19 protein-coding genes, 1 tRNA gene and 2 rRNA genes (1 of these 22 cut by a window edge) are annotated in these 19,847 nt (G+C 69.4%); 11 read left to right on the top strand and 11 right to left on the bottom strand.

The window, feature by feature from the left end; genetic code table 11:
- From ACF3NH_RS05745 to ACF3NH_RS05735, 3 genes are all read left to right on the top strand, one after another.
- A 23S ribosomal RNA gene (locus ACF3NH_RS05745) occupies positions 1–2,590 on the top strand; it begins 158 nt to the left of the window's first position.
- A gap of 112 nt (positions 2,591–2,702) precedes the next feature.
- Positions 2,703–2,817: ribosomal RNA gene (rrf, locus tag ACF3NH_RS05740) — 5S ribosomal RNA — on the top strand.
- A 39-nt stretch (positions 2,818–2,856) separates the two neighbouring features.
- Positions 2,857–2,933: transfer RNA gene (locus ACF3NH_RS05735), tRNA-Met, on the top strand.
- Positions 2,934–3,023: 90 nt separating this feature from the next.
- Here ACF3NH_RS05735 and ACF3NH_RS05730 read toward each other — a convergent pair.
- The 7 genes from ACF3NH_RS05730 to ACF3NH_RS05700 form a co-directional block, all read right to left on the bottom strand.
- Positions 3,024–3,353 (bottom strand): hypothetical protein, encoded by a 330-nt coding sequence (locus ACF3NH_RS05730; protein WP_422922180.1) that lies wholly within the window; start codon positions 3,351–3,353, stop codon positions 3,024–3,026.
- A gap of 77 nt (positions 3,354–3,430) precedes the next feature.
- Positions 3,431–4,408, bottom strand: a complete 978-nt coding sequence (locus tag ACF3NH_RS05725; RefSeq protein WP_198367702.1) for a Bug family tripartite tricarboxylate transporter substrate binding protein — start codon at positions 4,406–4,408, stop codon at positions 3,431–3,433.
- A gap of 101 nt (positions 4,409–4,509) precedes the next feature.
- Positions 4,510–5,244: an ABC transporter ATP-binding protein gene (locus tag ACF3NH_RS05720; protein ID WP_198367701.1), complete on the bottom strand. Its 735-nt coding sequence runs from the start codon at positions 5,242–5,244 to the stop codon at positions 4,510–4,512.
- Positions 5,241–6,122, bottom strand: coding sequence for an ABC transporter ATP-binding protein (locus tag ACF3NH_RS05715; protein ID WP_422922179.1), 882 nt, complete (start codon positions 6,120–6,122; stop codon positions 5,241–5,243). The genes ACF3NH_RS05720 and ACF3NH_RS05715 overlap by 4 nt, the downstream gene beginning before the upstream one ends.
- Positions 6,123–6,130: 8 nt before the next feature.
- Complete coding sequence (gene nikC / locus ACF3NH_RS05710; protein WP_422922178.1) at positions 6,131–7,048, bottom strand: nickel transporter permease; 918 nt, start codon at positions 7,046–7,048, stop codon at positions 6,131–6,133.
- Positions 7,049–7,051: 3 nt separating this feature from the next.
- Positions 7,052–8,137, bottom strand: a complete 1,086-nt coding sequence (locus ACF3NH_RS05705) for an ABC transporter permease (RefSeq protein ID WP_422922177.1) — start codon at positions 8,135–8,137, stop codon at positions 7,052–7,054.
- Positions 8,134–9,729, bottom strand: a complete 1,596-nt coding sequence (locus ACF3NH_RS05700) for an ABC transporter substrate-binding protein (protein WP_198367697.1) — start codon at positions 9,727–9,729, stop codon at positions 8,134–8,136. The genes ACF3NH_RS05705 and ACF3NH_RS05700 overlap by 4 nt, the downstream gene beginning before the upstream one ends.
- 224 nt (positions 9,730–9,953) lie before the next feature.
- On the opposite strand from ACF3NH_RS05700, the gene ACF3NH_RS05695 reads away from it, so the two are divergent.
- The 5 genes from ACF3NH_RS05695 to ACF3NH_RS05675 all read left to right on the top strand — a co-directional run bounded on the left by ACF3NH_RS05695 (position 9,954) and on the right by ACF3NH_RS05675 (position 14,845).
- Complete coding sequence (locus ACF3NH_RS05695) at positions 9,954–11,174, top strand: hypothetical protein (RefSeq protein ID WP_422922176.1); 1,221 nt, start codon at positions 9,954–9,956, stop codon at positions 11,172–11,174.
- Positions 11,175–11,288: 114 nt separating this feature from the next.
- Positions 11,289–12,770, top strand: coding sequence for a calcium-binding protein (locus tag ACF3NH_RS05690; RefSeq protein WP_422922175.1), 1,482 nt, complete (start codon positions 11,289–11,291; stop codon positions 12,768–12,770).
- 81 nt (positions 12,771–12,851) lie between these two features.
- Positions 12,852–13,550 (top strand): phosphoribosyltransferase, encoded by a 699-nt coding sequence (locus ACF3NH_RS05685; RefSeq protein WP_422922174.1) that lies wholly within the window; start codon positions 12,852–12,854, stop codon positions 13,548–13,550.
- Between the two features lie 9 nt (positions 13,551–13,559).
- Positions 13,560–13,931, top strand: a complete 372-nt coding sequence (locus ACF3NH_RS05680) for a DUF423 domain-containing protein (protein ID WP_198367693.1) — start codon at positions 13,560–13,562, stop codon at positions 13,929–13,931.
- Complete coding sequence (locus ACF3NH_RS05675) at positions 13,928–14,845, top strand: SAM-dependent methyltransferase (RefSeq protein ID WP_422922173.1); 918 nt, start codon at positions 13,928–13,930, stop codon at positions 14,843–14,845. The genes ACF3NH_RS05680 and ACF3NH_RS05675 overlap by 4 nt, the downstream gene beginning before the upstream one ends.
- 6 nt (positions 14,846–14,851) lie before the next feature.
- Here ACF3NH_RS05675 and ACF3NH_RS05670 read toward each other — a convergent pair whose 3' ends face one another.
- Positions 14,852–15,196 carry a hypothetical protein gene (locus ACF3NH_RS05670; RefSeq protein WP_422922172.1) on the bottom strand — a complete coding sequence of 115 codons (345 nt, stop codon included), beginning with the start codon at positions 15,194–15,196 and terminating at the stop codon, positions 14,852–14,854.
- Positions 15,197–15,254: 58 nt separating this feature from the next.
- On the opposite strand from ACF3NH_RS05670, the gene ACF3NH_RS05665 reads away from it, so the two are divergent.
- Positions 15,255–16,229 (top strand): SPFH domain-containing protein, encoded by a 975-nt coding sequence (locus tag ACF3NH_RS05665; protein WP_198367690.1) that lies wholly within the window; start codon positions 15,255–15,257, stop codon positions 16,227–16,229.
- Complete coding sequence (locus ACF3NH_RS05660; protein WP_198367689.1) at positions 16,229–16,642, top strand: NfeD family protein; 414 nt, start codon at positions 16,229–16,231, stop codon at positions 16,640–16,642. The genes ACF3NH_RS05665 and ACF3NH_RS05660 overlap by 1 nt, the downstream gene beginning before the upstream one ends.
- A gap of 22 nt (positions 16,643–16,664) precedes the next feature.
- On the opposite strand, the gene ACF3NH_RS05655 is transcribed toward ACF3NH_RS05660, so the two are convergent.
- Together ACF3NH_RS05655 and ACF3NH_RS05650 are read right to left on the bottom strand one after the other, a co-directional pair.
- A complete protein-coding gene (locus tag ACF3NH_RS05655) occupies positions 16,665–16,907 on the bottom strand; it encodes a DUF2171 domain-containing protein (protein WP_422922171.1) in 243 nt (80 codons plus the stop codon).
- A gap of 72 nt (positions 16,908–16,979) precedes the next feature.
- Positions 16,980–17,963 (bottom strand): Bug family tripartite tricarboxylate transporter substrate binding protein, encoded by a 984-nt coding sequence (locus tag ACF3NH_RS05650; protein ID WP_198367687.1) that lies wholly within the window; start codon positions 17,961–17,963, stop codon positions 16,980–16,982.
- 184 nt (positions 17,964–18,147) lie between these two features.
- Between ACF3NH_RS05650 and ACF3NH_RS05645 the strand changes: the two genes are divergently transcribed.
- Positions 18,148–19,287 carry a PA0069 family radical SAM protein gene (locus ACF3NH_RS05645; protein ID WP_422922170.1) on the top strand — a complete coding sequence of 380 codons (1,140 nt, stop codon included), beginning with the start codon at positions 18,148–18,150 and terminating at the stop codon, positions 19,285–19,287.
- 3 nt (positions 19,288–19,290) lie between these two features.
- On the opposite strand, the gene moaB is transcribed toward ACF3NH_RS05645, so the two are convergent.
- Positions 19,291–19,824 carry a molybdenum cofactor biosynthesis protein B gene (gene moaB / locus ACF3NH_RS05640; protein ID WP_198367685.1) on the bottom strand — a complete coding sequence of 178 codons (534 nt, stop codon included), beginning with the start codon at positions 19,822–19,824 and terminating at the stop codon, positions 19,291–19,293.
- Positions 19,825–19,847 lie beyond the last annotated feature (23 nt).

The raw sequence follows: 19,847 nt of genomic DNA, 5'->3' as shown, positions 1-19,847 counted from the left end.
TAGGTTCAGGAGGCGAACCCGGTGAACTGAAACATCTCAGTAGCCGGAGGAAAAGACATCAACAGAGATTCCCCGAGTAGTGGCGAGCGAAAGGGGAGCAGGCCAGTATCTCAGAGAGAAGAAGCCGAAGGGTCTGGAAAGGCCGGCCATAGCGGGTGATAGCCCCGTAGGCGTAGTGTTTCTCTGGGGTCTCGAGTAGGGCGGGGCACGTGAAACCCTGTCTGAACATGGGGGGACCACCCTCCAAGCCTAAATACTCCTTGGTGACCGATAGTGAACAAGTACCGTGAGGGAAAGGTGAAAAGCACCCCGACAAGGGGAGTGAAAGAGACCTGAAACCGAACGCCTACAAGCAGTCGGAGCCCGCCCATGCGCAAGTGTGGGGGTGACGGCGTACCTTTTGTATAATGGGTCCGCGAGTTTCTGTTTGCAGCAAGCTTAAGCCGTTAGGTGTAGGCGCAGCGAAAGCGAGTCCGAACAGGGCGTTGAGTTGCAGGCAGAAGACCCGAAACCGAGTGATCTAGCCATGGCCAGGCTGAAGGTGCGGTAACACGCACTGGAGGGCCGAACCCACGCCTGTTGAAAAAGTCGGGGATGAGCTGTGGCTAGGGGTGAAAGGCCAATCAAACTCGGAAATAGCTGGTTCTCCGCGAAATCTATTGAGGTAGATCGTCAGGCGAACACCGCCGGAGGTAGAGCACCGGAAGGGCTAGGGGGACCCAAAGTCCTACCAAACCCTACCGAACTCCGAATGCCGGTGAGTGCTACCTGGCAGACAGACAGTGGGTGCTAAGGTCCATTGTCGAGAGGGAAACAGCCCAGACCACCAGCTAAGGCCCCCAAATGATGGCTAAGTGGGAAAGCATGTGAGACGGCCAAAACAACCAGGAGGTTGGCTTAGAAGCAGCCATCCTTTAAAGAAAGCGTAATAGCTCACTGGTCTAATAGCTGTCTTGCGGCGAAAATGTAACGGGGCTCAAGCCATCTGCCGAAGCTGTGGGCTTGTCTTTGACAAGCGGTAGCGGAGCGTTCCGTAAGCCTGCGAAGGGAGACCCGTGAGGGCTCCTGGAGGTATCGGAAGTGCGAATGCGGACATGAGTAGCGACAAGGAGAGTGAGAACCTCTCCCGCCGAAAGTCCAAGGGTTCCTGCGCAAGGCCAATCCGCGCAGGGTGAGCCGGCCCCTAAGGCGAGGGCGACAGCCGTAGCCGATGGAAACCAGGTGAATATTCCTGGGCCTGTCAGAAGTGACGAGTGTGAAACGTTGTTCGTCCTTATCGGATTGGACGGGCTGCTGGATCACTCCAGGAAATAGCTCTGACATATAGACCGTACCCGAAACCGACACAGGTGGACTGGTTGAGTATACCGAGGCGCTTGAGAGAACCATGCTGAAGGAACTAGGCAAATTGCTCGCGTAACTTCGGGATAAGCGAGACCCCTCATTGGGCAACCAGTGTGGGGTGGCACAGACCAGGGGGTGGCGACTGTTTAGTAAAAACACAGGGCTCTGCGAAATCGAAAGATGACGTATAGGGTCTGACGCCTGCCCGGTGCCGGAAGGTTAAGAGGAGAGGTGCAAGCCTTGAATCGAAGCCCCGGTAAACGGCGGCCGTAACTATAACGGTCCTAAGGTAGCGAAATTCCTTGTCGGGTAAGTTCCGACCTGCACGAATGGCGTAACGACCTCCCCACTGTCTCCAGCATGGGCTCAGCGAAATTGAATTCCCCGTGAAGATGCGGGGTACCCGTGGTCAGACGGAAAGACCCTATGAACCTTTACTGCAACTTCGCAGTGGCACCAGGAAGGGGCTGTGTAGGATAGGTGGGAGGCTATGAAACCGGGGCGCCAGCTTCGGCGGAGCCATCCTTGAAATACCACCCTGCGCCTTTCTGGTGTCTAACCGAGCCCCATTAGCTGGGGCCGGGACCCTGCGTGGTGGGCAGTTTGACTGGGGCGGTCGCCTCCCAAATGGTAACGGAGGCGCGCGATGGTGGGCTCAAGCCGGTCGGACATCGGCTGTTGAGTGCAAAGGCATAAGCCCGCCTGACTGTGAGCGCGACAGCGCGAACAGAGACGAAAGTCGGCCTTAGTGATCCGGTGGTCCCGCGTGGAAGGGCCATCGCTCAACGGATAAAAGGTACTCTAGGGATAACAGGCTGATCTCCCCCAAGAGTCCACATCGACGGGGAGGTTTGGCACCTCGATGTCGGCTCATCGCATCCCGGGGCTGGAGCAGGTCCCAAGGGTTCGGCTGTTCGCCGATTAAAGCGGTACGTGAGCTGGGTTTAGAACGTCGTGAGACAGTTCGGTCCCTATCTGCCATGGGTGTTGGAGACTTGCGAGGATCTGTCCCTAGTACGAGAGGACCGGGATGGACGTACCTCTGGTGTACCAGTTGTTCCGCCAGGAGCATCGCTGGGTAGCTAAGTACGGAACGGATAACCGCTGAAGGCATCTAAGCGGGAAACCAGCCTCTAAACGAGGTCTCCCCAAGGGTCGTGGAAGACCACCACGTCGATAGGCCGCAAGTGGAAGCCTGGTAACAGGCGCAGCTGAGCGGTCCTAATCACCCGAACGATCTCATCCCATCACACGCAGTGTGCACAACACACCGCACGCAGCACCAATCCGCACTCACACACCCGATATCACCAATCAGTCTCACCACACCATCCGTGATGACAGTTCTGGCTCGGTGGCCCGGTGGCTATCGCGGGGTTGATACACCCGATCCCATCCCGAACTCGGCCGTGAAACACCCCAGCGCCCATGGTACTGCGCCTCAAGGCGCGGGAGAGTAGGTCGCCGCCGGGCCACCCAGCCAGAACTCATCACTCGACACACACACACCACCGCGGGGTGGAGCAGCCCGGTAGCTCGTCAGGCTCATAACCTGAAGGTCACAGGTTCAAATCCTGTCCCCGCATCCATCATCCCCACACCATACACACAAAGCCCGCAGACAATAGTCGCGGGCCATTCCGCCATGGGGGGCTGGAAAGCCGGGTAACGCGCCCGGCTCAGCCCGTCTCCAGGCGGCGGCGCGCCCGCCGCAGCAGCCAGCCCCGGAATCCCGGCGCCTTGTCGATCGCGGCCTGAAGCCGGCGCAACTCCCCTTCCGCTTTCGACTTGGCCATGGCTGCCTCGACAGCCTGACCACGGGCGATCTGGCGCTCCTCTTCCAGGCTGGCCAAGCGCTTGGCGACCACGGAGCCGCCGCCTTCCGCCAATTCCCGCAGCAGGGCGCGCGCCTCCTGGAGCTCCTGCCGCAGCCGCGCGACTTCCCCCGCCGCCTCCGCGGGACGGCGGGTCTGGCTCTTCGGAATGCTCTTGGCGCGGCCTCTGCGCATGAATCCTCGCGATGATATCTCGGCTTCGAAGCGGCATACATGCCTGCCCCGACTCCGGGCCGCAACCGCCTCCGGCCCTATTCGATGCGGATGCCGGCCCGCTGGGCCAGCGCCGCGTAGCGTTCCGCCTCCCGCCGCACCAGTTCGGCCGCGTCCTGCACCGAGCCGCCACCGGGAATGAAGCCCGCTTCCTCCAGCCTGGCACGGTTGGCCGGGTCGCGCAGGGCCGCCTGCATCGCTTCCGACCAACGCTTCACCACGGCATCCGGCAATCCGGCCGGGCCAAGCAGCATGTACCAGACATTGATCTCGAAGCCGGGAAAGCCGCTCTCCGCCACCGTCGGCACATCCGGCAGGGCGGCGACGCGCTGCGGCAAGGTTACTGCCAGGGCGCGCGTGCTGCCCGCGCGCAGATGCGGCAGGTGCGTCGGCATGGTGTCGATGGCCAGATCCAGCGTGCCGGCCAGCAGGTCGTTCACCACGGGTCCCGTGCCGCGATAAGGCACATGGGTCATGCGGATATCCGCCGCCTGGCAAAGCATTTCCGCCGCCAGATGCTGCTGCGTGCCGATGCCGGACGAGGCGTAGTTGAGCTGGCCGGGATGCGCGCGGGCGTATTCGATCAGGCCCTGGAGGTCGCGATAGGGGGCCTTGGCCGGAACCACCGCCACCAGCGGCACCGTGCCGGCCAGCGTGATGGGGGTGAAGTCGCGCATCTGGTCATAGGGCGGCTGCCGCATCAGGGGTCCGACCACCGCCTGGGTGCTGACCGTGCCCATCAGAAGCGTATAGCCATCGGGGCGGGAGCGCGCCGCCGCCGCGGCCGCCACGGTGCCGCTGGCCCCGGGGCGGTTCTCGACCGTGACCGGCTGCCCGAAACTGGCCTGCAGGGAGGGGGCCAGCAGCCTCGCAATGATGTCCGTGCCGCCGCCAGGGGCAAATCCGACCAGCACGACCATGGCGCGGCTGGGATAATCGGCCTGGGCGAGGGCCGGCCGGGCCCCCAGCAACGGGGCCGAGGCCATCAGCCCCAGCGTCTCACGACGTGATACCATCGACGCTCCTCCGGGCGGGCGTTCCATACCCCGCTCTCCTGTCGACAGTTCACATCAGTGCAGGGCGCCCGGCAAGCCATCCGCGCGCCCTGGCGGCCACCTCAGGCCGCCAGCTCGTGCGACAGGGCGATCAGCTCGCGCGTATGCGGGTGCCGGGCCTCCCCGGCGCGGAGTTGCGCCGCGCTCAGCTCCTCGACGATCCGCCCCCCCTGCATCACCGCCAGGCGGCCGCAGAGATGCGCCACCACCGCCAGGTTGTGCGAGACGAGGATGCAGGTGAGCTGCCGCGCCTGCCGCAGGTCGGCCAGCAGGTTCAGCACCTCCGCCTGCACCGAGACGTCCAGCGCGCTGGTCGGCTCATCGAGCAGCAGCACGGCGGGATCGGCGATCAGGGCGCGGGCGATGGCGACGCGCTGCCGCTGCCCGCCGGACAGCTGGTGCGGGAAACGGAAGCGGGCGGTGCGCGGCAGCGCCACTTCGGAGAGCGCCCGGGCGATGCGCGCCTCGGCATCGGGGATGCCATGGATCGCCAGCGGCTCGGCCAGGATGCGGTCCACCGTCTGGCGCGGATGCAGCGAGCCATAGGGATCCTGGAAGACCATCTGGACCGTCTTGAAGAAGGCGCGGTCGCGCCGGGCGCCCAAGGCCTTGCCGCCGAGCGTCATCTCCCCCTGCCAGTCCGCGTTGAGCCCGGCGATGGTGCGCAGCACGGTGGACTTGCCCGAGCCGCTCTCGCCCACCAGCCCGTAGGTCTCGCCCGCGCCGATCCCGAAGGAGATGTCGCGCACCACGTGGCTGCTGCCGAAATGCACGTCGAGATGCCGGATGGAGATCATGCGCGCGGCTCCAGCCAGGCGGGGTCGCGGTCCAGCGTCGGCAGGCGGGCGCGCGGGTGGTCGAGGCTCGGCATGCAGTCCAGCAGGCCGCGGGTATAGGGATGCTCAGCCCGGTGCAGATCGCGCGCGGGCAGCTCCTCCATCACCTGTCCGGCATACATCACCGCCACCCGGTCGCAGAAGCGCGCGACCAGCGGCAGATCGTGGCTGATCAGCATCAGCCCCATGCCGCGGGCCGAGACCAGATCCTCGATCAGCCGCAAGATCTCCGCCTGCACGCTGGCATCGAGGGCGCTGGTCGGCTCGTCGGCGATCAGCATGTCCGGCTCCGGCGCCAGCATCATGGCGATCATCACGCGCTGCCCCATGCCACCCGAGATCTCGTGCGGATAGGCGTCCAGCACGCGCCCCGGCTCGCGGATGCGCACCTGCTCCAGCAGCGACAGCGCCACGTCCCGGGCCTCGCGCCGGCTGCCCTTCCTGTGGGCGAGCCAGGCCTCGGCGATCTGCCGGCCGACCGTCATCACCGGGTTCAGGCTGTATTTCGGGTCCTGCAGGATCAGGCCGATGCGGCCGCCGCGCAGGCTGCGCATCTGCCGCTCCGAGGCGGCCAGCACATCGATGCCGTCGAAGCGCAGCGCCTCGGCCGTCACGCGGGCCGAGCCGGGCAGCAGCCGCATCAGCGCCCGCCCCGTCACCGACTTGCCCGAGCCGCTCTCGCCGACGATGCCGAGCTTCTCCCGCCCGAGGCTGAGGGAGATGCCGCGCACCGCCCGGGTGAAGCCGGAGGGATGGGGAAAGTCCACGCGCAGGTCGCGGATCTCGACCAGGGGACGGTGGGGGGGCCGGTGGGGGGCCCTGTCGGGGGGGCCTGCCATGGCGCCGCTCACCGCTGCTTCGGGTCCAGCACGTCGCGCAGCCCGTCGCCCAGCAGGTTGAAGGCGAGGGAGGCGATGAAGATGGCGAGCCCCGGGATCACCGGAACCCACCACTGCTCCAGGATGAAGCGCCGCGCCGTGGCGATCATGGTGCCCCATTCCGGGATCGGCGGCTGGGCGCCGAGGCCCAGGAAGCCGAGGCCGGCCGCCGTCAGGATGATCGAGGACATGTCGAGCGTCACGCGCACGGTGAGCGAGGGCAGGCACATCGGCGCGACATGCCGCCAGATGACGCGCCAGGGCGAGGCGCCGGTCATCCGCACCGCGGCGATGTAGTCGGTGTTGCGGATGGTCAGCGTCTCGGCCCGCGCCAGCCGGGCATAGGGCGGCCAGGCGGTGAGCGCGATGGCGATGACGGCGCTCTCCACGCCGGGCTTCATGGCGGCGACGAAGGCCAGGGCCAGGATCAGCCGCGGGAAGGCCAGGAAGACATCGGTGACGCGCATCAGCACCTTGTCGAGCAGGCCCCCCGCATAGCCGGCGACGCAGCCGATGACGAGGCCCAGCGGCGCCACCAGCACCACCACGGCGACGACCATGCCGAGCGTGACGCGCCCGCCATGCAGCAAGCGCGACCAGACGTCGCGGCCCAGCTCGTCGGTGCCGAGCCAATGCGCCGCCGAGGGCGGCTGCAGGCGGTTGGCCAGCGCCTGCGCGCCGGGATCCTGCGGCGCCAGCAGCGGCGCGGCGAGGGAGAGCAGCAGCATGGCCAGCACGATGACCAGCCCGGCGACGGCGAGGCCGTTGCGCCGGAAGGCCAGCCAGAGCTGGTAGCGCCGGCCCCATTTCGCCTGCGCGCGCGAGGCCGGCGCATCGGAGAGCAGCCAGGCGCGCCAGGAGACGGGGGCGGAGGATGACGCGGACATGGGCTACCTCACCCTCGGATCGAGCAGGCGGTAGAGCAGATCGGCCAGCAGGTTGAGGGCGACATAGATCAGCCCGACCACCAGCGTGGCGCCCAGCACCGCGTTCATGTCGGCGTTCAGCAGCGAGACGGTGAGGTACTGGCCGAGGCCCGGCCAGGCGAAGATCGTCTCGGTCAGCACCGCGCCCTCCAGCAGCCCGGCATAGGTCATGGCCAGCACCGTCACCAGCGGCACGGCGATGTTGCGGAAGGCATGGAGCCAGACGATGCGCGCCCCCGACAGCCCCTTGGCGCGGGCGGTGATGACGTATTCGCTCTTCAGCTCGGCCAGCATGAAGGCCCGCGTCATGCGCGCGATATAGGCCAGGCTGAACAGCGCCAGCACCCCGGCCGGCTGCGCCAGATGCGCCAGCGCATCCTGGAAGGCGCCCCAGTCGCCGGCGAGCGCGGTGTCCAGGGTGAGGATGCCGCTGCGCTCCTCCACCATGCCCTCGTAGAAGATGCTCTGCCGCCCGGGGCCGGGCGCCCAGCCGAGCCGCGCGTAGAACAGCAGCAGCGAGAGCAGGCCGAGCACGAAGACCGGCAGGGAATGGCCGGCGAGGCAGAACAGCCGCACGCCCTGGTCGATCCAGCTTCCCTGCCGCGTCGCCGCCAGCACGCCGAGCGGAACGCCGATCAGCACCGCGAGAACGATCGCCACCGTGGCCAGCTCGAAGGTGGCGGGAAAGAAGCGGGCGATGTCCTGCGTCACAGGATTGGCCGTCATCACCGAGCGGCCGAGGTCGCCGCTCACGATCTGCCCGAGGTAGCGCCAGAACTGGATGTGGAGCGGCTGGTCGAGGCCGAGCTCCAGCCGGGCGCGCTCCACCACATCCGCCGGCGCGCGGTCGCCGACGATGGCGAGCACCGGGTCGATCGGCACCACGCGGCCGATCAGGAAGGTGACGAGGGCGAGGCCGAGAAGGGTGATCGGCACGCTGGCCAGCGTGCCGGACAGCGCCGCCAGCCGCCGCCGCGCCGCGGAGGGGCGCCTCCGCGCCGGGGCGCCGCCGGACGGCACCGCCGCCCGGCCGGAGTCGGATGGCGTCATGCCTTGGTGATGTTCGTGTAGGAATGGCGGTCGTTCATCGGGCCCATGTCGAAGCCGGTCACGCCGGCGCGGGCGACGGCCACCTCGATCTCCTGCAGCATGATGACGAAGGGCGACTGCTGCTGGTGGTCCTTCTGCAGCGCCACGTACATCTCCGAGCGCCGGGCGGCATCCGTCTCCTTCAGCGCCGCCTCGGCCCTGGCGGTCAGTTCGGGGATGTCCCAGCTGGCGCGCCAGGCCAGGGTCTTGTTGCGGGCCTCCGGGCCGTTGTCCGGGTTCATGCTGAAGGCCTCCGCGTTGCTGTGCGGATCGAAGTAGTCCGAGCCCCAGCGCACCATGGCGATGTCGTGCTGCCGGGCGCGGGTCTTGGTGATGACCGCGCGCTGCTCGCCCGGCAGCATCCGCAGCCGGATGCCGATCTCGGCCAGATTGGCCTGGATCGCCTGGGCGATGTCGGATTGCGGCGCGGCGGAGCCGTAGTCGAAGGAGACCTCGAAGCCGTCGGCGAGGCCGGCCTTGGCCAGCAGCGCCTTCGCCTCGGCGGTCTTCCTGCTGAAGGGATGCTCCGTCACGGCGCCGGGCAGGCCCTCCGGCAGGAAGGCCTGGTGCACCGCGAAGGTGGTGGGCACGATGTTCTTCTGGATGGCGTCGTAGTCGAGCGCCAGCTTGATCGCCTGCCGCACCTCGGGCCTGGAGAGCTGCGGGTGCTTCTGGTTCAGGCTGAGATACAGCAGGCTGGCCTTGCGGGCGGATTGCACCGTGTACTTGCCGTCGCCCTGCAACTGCTGGATCTGGTCGGCCACCAGGTTGCGGGCGATGTCGATGTCGCCGCGCTGCAGGCCGAGCAGCTGCGCCGAGGGATCGGGGAGGTGGCGGATGATGACGCGCCTGATCTTCGGCGCGACATTGCTGTGCGGGTTGGCGTCCAGGAGGACGCTCTCGCTCGCCTTCCACTGGCGGATGGCGTAGCTGCCCGAGCCGGCGGAATTCTGCTTCAGCCAGCCATTGCCCCAGTCGTCGCCCTGCGCCCTGGCCATCACCGCCGCCTTCTCCACCACCGAGCCGACGGCGGCGGAGAGGCAGTAGAGCAGGAAGCTCGGCGCCGTCGGCGCGGCCGTGCGCAGGACCACGGTGCGGGCATCGGTGGCGCGGATGCGCTCGGCCACGTTCTCCCGGGTGAAGCCGAACTGGTTGATGATGAAGGCCGGCGACTTGTTCATCGCCACGACGCGGGTGAGGGAGAAGGCGACATCCTCGGCCGTCACCGGCTGGCCGGAGGCGAATTTCGGCCCCTGCCGCAAGGTGAAGGTGAAGACCGTGTTGTCCTCCGAGACCTCCCACCTCTCGGCCAGCTCGCCGACGATGCTGGAAGGGTTGGAATTCGGGGTGGTCACCAGCTTCTGGTAGACATTTCCGGCCAGTTCGGAGGCGGTGTACTCGAAGGCCTCGTGCGGATCGAGGCTGATGATGTCGTCGATCTGCTTGGCGAAGACCAGCACGCCGGGAGGGGTCTGGGCCGCCGCCCGGAAGGCGACGAGGGGCAGCGCCGTGGCGGCCGCGGTGGTGAGCAGCAAGGAACGTCGTGTCGGCATGGCGAAGTCTCCCAAGGCTTCCGGCATAACGCGGAGGCTAGACCATGCCATGGCTGCCCGGGAGAGGGGCATCATAAACTAAATGGTTCATTAACCAAGTACACTTTGTTCTATATGCGTGAGATTGCACTGGCATCCGCGGCTGTTTTTCCGGTAGATCACGGATCTGTGAGTTCAGCGGCGCCAGCCTCCACTCTGGCGCCATGCCATCCGGGGTTCGCAGAATGCGGTGCCGATTCTCCTTCCTGCCTATCCTGGCCGCCTTGGCCTGCCTGACAGCCGCGCCGCCGGCCCTGGCCGAGCTCTACAGCGTGAACGTGACGGTCGATGGCGTCCCCGCCAGCCGCAGCTACACGGACGTGCAGGAACTCCAGTCCGTGCTGACGACGCGCGGCATCGCCAGCCTTTCTCCCCATTACACCAACGCCTCGGCGGTGCAGGGCAGCCTGTCGATCCGCGGGCTGGACGCGACGCTGTCCATGGCGCGCAACTCCCCGGAGATCCGGCTGGTCGTGCCGCGGGCCGGCATCGACCGGACCTTCAGCGGCGCCACGCGGGAGGAGTCGCAGCGCCAGCTTCGCGCCTTCCTTGGCGGCAGCGGCGATGACGAGGCGATGTACGAGGTCGCCGACGCCCTGGTGGCCCGGACGCTGAAGGACCCCATCGCGGGCAATCCCGGTTCTCTGCTGGGCCAGTCCATCGCCGCGAGCCACGCGGCCGGCATCCAGCCGCCGGGCGATCTCGGCACCCTCGCGCCGCGCGCCGCAGGCTGGCATTTCGGTTCCGGCTTCGAATTCCAGTCGCAGCGCGTCGGCGGCACCGCGCGGGCCTATGGCCTGCCGCTGGCCGCCTCCTACACCTTCGGCGCGGACGGGCCCGAGGCCTATCTGAGCCTGCCGCTCGCTCTCAACGAGCTGGAGGGCGCCCGCGCCTATATGGGCTCCGCCGCGCTCGGCCTGCGAATTCCGCTGATCCGCGGGGAGGCGGTGCGCTGGGCCCTCTCCCCTGCCTATCGCTACGGCGCCGCCGGCTCCTACGACTCCGGCAATGTGGCGGCGGCGCATGGCCCCTCGCTGACCAGCGACCTGCGCCTGGCGCTGCCCGCCGGCCTCACCTTCGGCATCGGCAACACCTACGCCTATGCCGCGACCCGCCCGCTGGAGGTGGGCAAGGCGCGGATCGACTACCGCCTCGACAACAGCTTCTACCGCAACGGCGTCTGGCTGGCGCGCGGCCTCGGCACGCTGGCGGGGCGCCCGGTGACGGTCTCGGCGGGCGTGACCGACACGCGGGTGGCCGGCAGCCGCTTCGCCGTGCCGAGCTGGCAGGAGTACCGGCTGAGCCTGAGCCTCGGGCGGGAGGCGCCGGTGAGCGCGACCCTCGCCTACACGGACGGCCGCGCCGGCTACAGCGCGTGGCATCTCGGCCTCGCCATCGCCTTCTGAAAACCCGGCCCCGGGACACGAAAGAATCCAGTCCAACGGGTCCGGAACAAACCTCCCGTCAACCATTCCGCTTCATCCTCGCAACCGCAGAGAACTTCAACGGAGGGCCAAAAAATGGCTCAGTTCATCACCGGGGCTTCCGGCTTCGACGCCAATGGCAGCCTGATCTTCAACGCCCTCGGCGCGAGCTTCACGATCGTCTCCGCCTCGGCGAGCACGATCCGCATCGGCATCAGCTCGGCCGCCGTGCCGAACGGCATGCTGGAGATCCAGGGCTCGAACCTGAACCTGATCTCCTTCGGCGGCACCGTCGAGCGCTTCATCGAGTGGCATGGCGGCGAGGCCTATCTGGACATCAGCGGCCTCGGCCTGACCTTCCGCGAGGTGCTGAGCAGCAACGGCCTGCGCGCCCTGGCGAACAGCCTGACCACGGGGGACGACCACCTGTACGGCGCCGCCGCCGCCGATCGCCTGAATGGCGGCCTCGGCGATGACGTGCTCTTCGGAGCCGCCGGGAACGACACGCTGTCGGGCGATGCCGGCAGCGACTTCATCGATGGCGGCGCGGGCTTCGATGTCGCCACCTTCGCCGGCAGCGCGGGCCAGAGCGTCGTCACCTATCGCGGTCCCGTCGTCACCGTGACCAACACCGCGACGCATTCCGTCGATCACCTGATCAATGTCGAGCAGCTGCGCTTCAGCGACAGCGTCATCGATCTCTCCCACCTGCCCGGCTTCGATCCCCTGGCCTACCTCGCCAGCAACCCGGACCTGATCGCCCCGCTGGGCGGCAGCGTCGAGGCGGCGGCGCTGCATTTCGCCGAGAACGGCGCGGCGGAGGGGCGCGCGGCGGCGAGCTTCGATGCGCTGCGCTACCTCGCTTCGAACCCCGACCTCGCCGTCTTCGGCGATGATGCCACGGCGGCGATGCGGCACTACATCCAGTTCGGCGCGCAGGAAGGCCGCCCGCTCGATGGCTTCAAGGCCATGGAGTATCTCGCCTCCTATGGCGACCTGATCGGGGCGATGGGCGCCGACACCACCACGGCGACGCGGCACTACCTCCTCTTCGGACGGAACGAGGGCCGCGCCGCCGATTCCTTCGACAACGCCGCCTATCTGGCCGCCAACACCGACGTGCTGGCCGCCCTCGGCCCCGACATGGACGCCGCCGCCGCGCACTATGTCCACTTCGGCCATGCTGAGGGGCGCGCCACCAGCTTCGATACGCTGAACTACCTGGCGGTCAACACCGACGTCATCGATGTCCTCGGCACCGATCCGCGTGTTGCCACGCTGCATTATATGCAGAGCGGGTTTGGCGAGGGGCGGAGCACTGGCGGCTTCGATGTGGTGGACTACATGGCCGCCAACACCGACCTGATCGACGTCCTCGGCCCCGACCTCCAGGCCGGCCTGCGCCACTGGGTGCAGAACGGCCATGCCGAGGGGCGGCTGACCGAGGGCTTCAACGCCGCCAACTACCTGGCCAAGTACACCGACCTCCAGGACGCCTTCGGCACCGACCTGGAGGCCGCGACGCTCCACTTCGTCACCATGGGGCATGCCGAGCACCGCGACGACATCATCGTCTGACCGGCGGGGGCATCCCCGCGGCGCGGCCGGGGCCGGAACAAGGCCCTGGCCGAAACCGCCGCGCCGTGCCATCCGGCCGGCATGGAGTACTGGCAAGACTTCGTCGCGGCGCCTCCCGCCACGGCGGCGCACGACACCGACTATCCGGCGCCCCTGCCGGATGGCCGCTTCCTGATCCTGCCGCTGCGGGATTACGGCGAGGTGGCGGTCGCCGGCTTCATCGCCAACCAGGCCGCCTTCTCCGTGCTGCATCCGGTCGGCGGCTGGATGGCGGAGGCGGCCGCCCCGCTCCGGGCCGAGGTCGTGGTGGGGCTGCCCACCCTCGGCCATGTCCTCGGCGGCCCCGTGGCGGAACGGCTCGGCCACCCGAACTGGGTGGCGCCCGGCTATTCCCGCAAGCGGTGGTACGACCCCGAGCTGTCCGTCCCGACATCCTCCTCCACCGCGCCCGAGGCGCGCCGGATGTGGCTGGACCCGCGCCTGCTGCCGCGCCTGACGGGTCGGCGCGTCCTGCTGGTGGACGATGTCATCAGCACCGGCAGCTCGGCCCTGGCCGGCCTGGCACTGCTGCGCCGGGCGGGGGTCGAGCCCGTGGGCCTCTGCGTCGCCATGGCGCAGGGCGACCGCTGGCGGGCGGACTGGCCGGCGGGGCTTCCGGTCGCCGCCGCCTTCGCGACGCCCCTGTTCCGGCGCCGGCCGGAGGGCTGGGTACCGGATGCGGCGACGCGGCCCGCGGGTCTGTTGTCGCCCTCGCTGGCCGCCGGGCCGAACGCAGGCTAGATCCACGCCATGTCTCGCATCTGGCTGTTCCTTGGCGCCCTCTCCGGCCTTGTCGCCGTCGGCCTGTCCGCCTGGGCCGCGCATGGCCTGGCGCCCCGGCTCGACGCCGCGCGGGCCGGCATGGTGCAGAGCGCCCTGACCATGCAGGGCTGGCATGCCCTGGCCCTGCTGGCCACGGGGCTGCTGGCCGAGCGGCGCGAGGGGCGTCTGCCGCATTGGGCCGGCGGCTGCTTCCTGCTCGGCATGCTGGGCTTCTGCGGCGCCATCTGGTGGCTGGTGCTGCGTGGCGCCTCGCTGGGCATCGCGCCGCTCGGCGGCACCCTCCTGATGCTGGGCTGGCTGCTGCTCGCCCTGTCGGCGCTGCGGGCCCCGCGGGGATGAGCGGCATCCGGGCTGCCTATCTCGCCGCCGAGGGCTTCGAGCCGGAGCTGGAGGAGGAGCTGCGGCGGGCGGATGTCGCCATCGCCGCCTGGCACGGCCGCCTGGCGCTGACCGGGGCGGCGCCGGTGGCCTCCGCCTGGGCGCTGGATGTCTGGACCGATCCGCGCGAGATCCCCGCCCCCTCGATCAAGGCGGCGGCCGGGGCGTTGCGCGCCATCCAGCGCAACTGGGCGCTGGAGCCGGTGCTGCACCACCGCCGCGCCACGCTGATCCAGCAGGCGCTGCCGCCGGTCAAGGCGCGGCCGCTGCGCTTCCCCGAGCCGGCGCCGGCCGGGCATCTCGGCGCCTGGACCCTGCTCGCGCCCGACCGGCTGCTGGCCAGCCCGACCAAGACCAGCCCCTTCGTGAACGGCGCCGTGCGCTTCGAGGAGGATCGCGAGGGTCCGCCCTCCCGTGCCTATCTCAAGCTCTGGGAGGCGCTGACGCGGATCGGCCGCTGGCCCGGCCCGGGCGAGACCAGCCTCGACCTCGGCGCCGCGCCGGGCGGCTGGAGCTGGGCGCTGGCGCAACTCGGCGGGGCGGTGACGGCGGTGGACAAGGCGGCGATGGACCCGGCCGTGGCGGCGCTGCCCAATGTCACCATCCGCACCGAGAGCGCCTTCGGCCTGGAGCCGGAGAAGCACCCGCCGGTGGACTGGCTGTTCAGTGACATCATCTGCTACCCGGCGCGGCTGCTGGCGCTGGTGCGGCGCTGGATGGAGGCAGGGCGGGCGCGGAACTTCGTCTGCACCCTCAAGTTCCAGGGCGAGACCGACCACGACACGGCGGCGGAATTCGCCGCCATCCCCGGCGCGCAGCTTTTCCATGGCGCGCACAACAAGCACGAGCTGATGTTCTGCCGCCTGGCCGGCTGAGCGGGATCAGCCGGGCGGCGCGCCGTTCCGCCGGTAGGCGTCGAGGCAGTCGTTGCGCACCCGCGCGCCGATCACCGCCGCCCGCATGCTGAGCGCGCCGAGCCAGGGCTGGGCGGCCTCGGCGGCCTCTCCCTGCCGGATGCAGGCCAGTTCGGCCGCCCGGTCGCGGGCCGCCTGTCCGGGGCTGAGGGACGCGGCGGGGGCGGGCCGGCCACCCGGATAGAAGCGGGGCTCGTCGTCATAGGGGCCGGGCGGCGTCGGAGCGCCGCAGGCCGCCAGCAGGATCAGGAGCGCTATCCTTCGCATGCCGCCATCCTCCTCCGCCGCGATGCGGGCGGGAGGCCGGTCCATGCTATGCTGCGGGCCGGCCGCCCCGGCCCCGGCGACGGCCCCGGAGGGAGAACGCTTCTTGGACACGCCCGTTCCCGGCGGCCTGATCGTCGCCGTCATCCTGCTCGGCCTCGCCATTCTCACAGCCTTCAAGGGCATCCGCACCGTCAGCCAGGGGGAGGCCTGGACGGTGGAGCGCTTCGGCGCCTTCATCCGCGTGCTGCAACCCGGCCTGAACTTCATCATCCCCTTCATCGACGGCATCGGCCACCGGGTGAATGTGCAGGAGACGGTGCTCGATATCCCCGAGCAGGCGGTGATCACGCGGGACAACGCCAATGTCTCGGTCGATGGCGTGGTCTACTACCGCGTCATGGACCCCGAGAAAGCGGCCTATCAGGTGCAGAACCTGACCCAGGCGCTGACCGCCCTCTCCATGACCAATATCCGCGCCATCATCGGCGAGATGGATCTCGATGCCGCGCTCTCCTCGCGCGACAAGATCAACACCTATCTGCTTTCCGTGCTGGACGGCGCCACCGACCCCTGGGGCGCCAAGGTGACGCGCGTCGAGATCCGCAAGATCGAGCCGCCGGCCAATTTGGTGGCGGCGATGAACACCCAAATGACGGCCGAGCGCGAGCGCCGCGCCATGGTGGCCCGGGCCCAGGGCGAGCGCGAGGCGGCGATCGCCCGCGCCGAGGGCGACAAGGCGGCGCAGGTGCTGGAGGCGGAGGGCCGGCTGGAGGCGGCGCGGCGCGATGCCGAGGCGCGCGAGCGGCTGGCCCAGGCCGAGGCGGAGGCCACGCGCGTGGTCGCCGCGGCGGCGCGGGGCGGCGGCGAAGCCGCGTTGAACTACTTCATTGCCGAGCGCTACATCCGCGCCTTCGGGGAGCTTGCCGCCAGCCGCTCGGCCAAGCTGGTGGTGGTGCCGATGGAGGCCGCGGCAATCGCGGGCGGCATCACCGGCGCGATGGAGATGTTCCGCAACGGCGCCGCCGCGCCGCCGCCTTCCCCGCAGGGCTCCGTGCCCCAGGCCGGAGGGCGGGGCTGATGCCCTCCTGGCAGGTCTGGACCGGCCTCGGCCTGCTGGCGATGGCGGCCGAGTTGCTGCTGCCCGGCGCCTTCCTGATCTGGATCGGGGCGGCGGCGGTGGGCACCGGCCTGCTGGTGCTGCTGGCGGCGCCTGGCCCCGTCGGGTCCCTGCTGGCCTATGTCCTGTTGCTCGCCCTCGGCATCGGCCTCTCGCTGCGCTTCCTGCGCCCCCGCCGGGCGCGGCCGGACCGGGCGCTGAACACGCCGGCGGCCGGCCTGGTCGGGCGCCAGGGCGTGATGCTCACGCCGGAGCGCGTTCGCGTCGGGGATTCCGACTGGCCGGCGCAGGGCACCGGCCTCGCGGCCGGGCAGCCCGTGGCCGTGGTGGGCGTGGAGGGGATGACGCTGCTGGTGCGGCGCCACCCCGGCTGAGGCGCGTCAGGCCTCTTCCCCGTCAGGCCTCTTCCTCGAAGGTCACCGCCACATCGCCATTGGCGGAGAGCCGGACCTGGTTGCCCTCGACCTCCGCCACCAGGCCGAGGGAGATGAAGTGGTGGTGGCCCTTGTGCGAGCCCTCGCCACTGTCCTGCTTGGTGAGCTTGATGCGCTCGCCCTCGACACGGTCCACCGTGCCGACATGGACGCCATCGGCGCCGATGACCTCCATGTGTTCCCTGATCGCGCTGGCATCCGTCATGGCGGGATCTCCCTTGTGCCTGATCCGGTCAGGAGAACGCGGCGCCGCCGCCGGGGATGCAGCCGATCCGCCTCAGCTCTCGGCGTAGAGGTTGAGCCGCTCCGTCACCTGCTTCCAGTCCTCCAGATAGGCCGCCATGTAGGCCCGGAACTCCTGCGGCCCGAGATAGTCCGGCACCACGTCGATCTCGATCAGCCGGCGCTGCAGATCGGGGTCCTGCGCCGCCTTGCGGAAGGAAGCGGCGAGCTTGTCCAGGATCGGCTGGGGCACGGCCGCCGGCGCCAGCAGGCCGTTGAAGGAGGCGGAGCCGAATTCCTTCGGGTAGCCCAGCTCCAGCATGGTGGGCACCTGGGGCAGGGAGGGGATGCGCCGCTCGCCGCTGCAGGCCAGGGCCTTCATGCGTCCCGCCTTGAGGTGACCGCCGACCACGCTCGGGCTGTGGAAGCCGAAGGCGATCTGCCCGTTCAGGATGTCCATCGCCATGGGCGCCTCGCCCCGGTAGGAGACATGCTCCATGCCGAGGCCGGCGGTCTGGTTGAACATCAGCCCGAAGGCGTGGCCGATCGAACCCTGGGCGTAGGAGCCGTAGCCCATCCGCTTGCCCTTCGCCCAGGCGACGAATTCCTCCAGCGTGTTGGCCGGGGTTTCCGACCGCGTCACCAGCGCCAGCGAGGTGGTGCCCAGCCGCCCGATCGGCATGAAATCCTTGATCGGGTCATAGCTCCAGCGGCGCAGCACCACGGGGGCCTGGACATGGGTGGTGATCGTGTACAGCAGGTTGTAGCCATCCGCCGGGGCGCGGGCCGCCGCCTCGGTGCCGATCATGCCGGAGGCGCCGCCGCGGTTCTCCACCACGAAGGGCTGCCCCAGATCCGCCGCCATCGCCGTGGTGGCAATGCGGCCCCAGATGTCGGTGCCGCCGCCGGCGGCATAGGGGACGATGACGCGCACGGGCCGCGAGGGATACTCCGCCGCCGATTCGGCTCTGGCCGTGGTCCAGCCGCTGGAGGCGGCGGCGGCGCCCGCCAGGCCGAAGAGAGTGGTCCTGCGCTTCATCGTCTGCTCCCCTTGCTGTTCCGCCGCCGCATTCCGGCGGCGCCCTTTCCGAGGCCGCCATCCAACACCGGATTGCCCCGGGATGGCAGGGGCCATGGCGGCCCGGGGGTTCCGTTCATGAAGTGTTCTTGACGGCGACGGCGAATCGGCCACAGAGTCCGGCCGAACGGAAAGGGAACTGACGATGCCGGAGGGCAGCATCCGCGCCACCGCCTCTCCCTTGCTGGAAGGCGCGCGCAAGGGCCGCGGGGCGACGCGGAACCCGGCGGTGCGCTTCGAGCGCCTGGCCACCGAGGCGTTCGACGACGGCTGGCAGACGCTGGAGGAGAGCTTCGCCGACCTGCCCCCGCTGGCCACCACCCTGACGCGGGACGCGGCCCGCAGCGCCATCGCCTGGAACAATTCGCCCGACATCGGCTTCGACCGCGCGGTGAACCCCTATCGCGGCTGCGAGCACGGCTGCATCTACTGCTACGCCCGGCCGAGCCATGCCTATCTCGGCCTCTCGCCCGGCCTGGATTTCGAGACGCGGCTGCTGTTCAAGCCGGAGGTGGCGGCGCTGCTGGAGAAGGAGCTGCGCCGGCCCGGCTATGTGCCGCGCCCGCTGGCGCTGGGCTCCAACACCGATCCCTACCAGCTGGTGGAGCGCCAGCTGAAGCTGACGCGCGGCGTGCTGGAGGTGCTGGAGCGCTTCGGCCATCCCGTCACCATCGTCACCAAGTCGGCCGGCGTGCTGCGCGACCTCGACATCCTGGAGCGGCTGGCGGCGCGCAACCTGGTGCGCGTCTGCCTCTCCGTCACCACGCTCGATCCTGCCCTGGCGCGCATCCTGGAGCCGCGCGCGGCGGCGCCGGGGCGGCGGCTGGAGGCGATCCGGCAACTGACCGCCGCCGGCGTGCCCACCGCCGTCCTCGCCGCGCCGATGATCCCGGCGGTGAACGACATGGAGCTGGAGCGCATCCTCGAGCGGTCGGCCGCCTCCGGTGCCACGCGCGCCGCCTATACGCTGCTGCGCCTGCCGCTGGAGATCGCCGGGCTGTTCGAGGACTGGCTGCGCGAGCACATGCCGGACCGGGCCGAGCGGGTGCTGGCCCTGGTGCGGCAGACGCGGGGCGGCCGGGTCTATGACAGCGACTTCGCCCAGCGCATGTCGGGGTCCGGACCCTATGCCGAGATGCTGGCCAACCGGTTCCGCGTCGCGGCGCGCCGCCTCGGGCTCACGGCCCGGGGCGAGGCGCGCGGCGCGCTGGATTGCGGCCAGTTCAGCCCGCCGCCGGGTCCCGGCGGCACGCCGGCCGAGGCGCGGCAGCTGGCCCTGTTCTGAGCCTCAGCGCAGATGCTCCTGCAGCCGCGGCATCAGCTCGACCAGGTTGCAGGGCCGGTGCCGGGCATCGAGCTGGAAGCGCAGGATGTCGTCCCAGCCGTCCTTCACCGCGCCGGAGGAGCCGGGCAGGGCGAAGAGATAGGTGCCGCCGGCGACGCCGCCGATGGCGCGGGACTGCATCGTCGAGGTGCCGATCTTCTGGTAGCTCAACATGCGGAACAGCTCGCCGAAGCCCTCGATCCGCTTCTCCAGCACCCGCTCGAAGGCCTCCGGCGTCACGTCGCGGCCGGTGATGCCGGTGCCGCCGGTGGTGATGCCGACATCGACCTCCGGATCGGCGATCCAGCCGCGCAGCACGGCCTCGATCGCCGGCGTGTCGTCACGGACGATCCGCCGCGAATGCAGGCGATGTCCCGCCGCCTCGATGCGCCCGGCCAGCAGGGCGCCGGAGCGGTCCTCTGCCATGTCGCGCGTGTCCGAGACGGTGAGGACCGCGATGGAGACGGGCAGGAAGCGGAGCGATTCGTCGATCGGCATGGCGGTGCCCTTTCGGCTGCGGG

The organism is Pseudoroseomonas sp. WGS1072 (assembly GCF_049340465.1).
In the GTDB taxonomy this organism is placed as follows: Bacteria; Pseudomonadota; Alphaproteobacteria; order Acetobacterales; family Acetobacteraceae; genus Pseudoroseomonas.
Note: the sequence above shows the minus strand (reverse complement) of the source record. Positions and strands in the feature narration are given on the sequence as shown.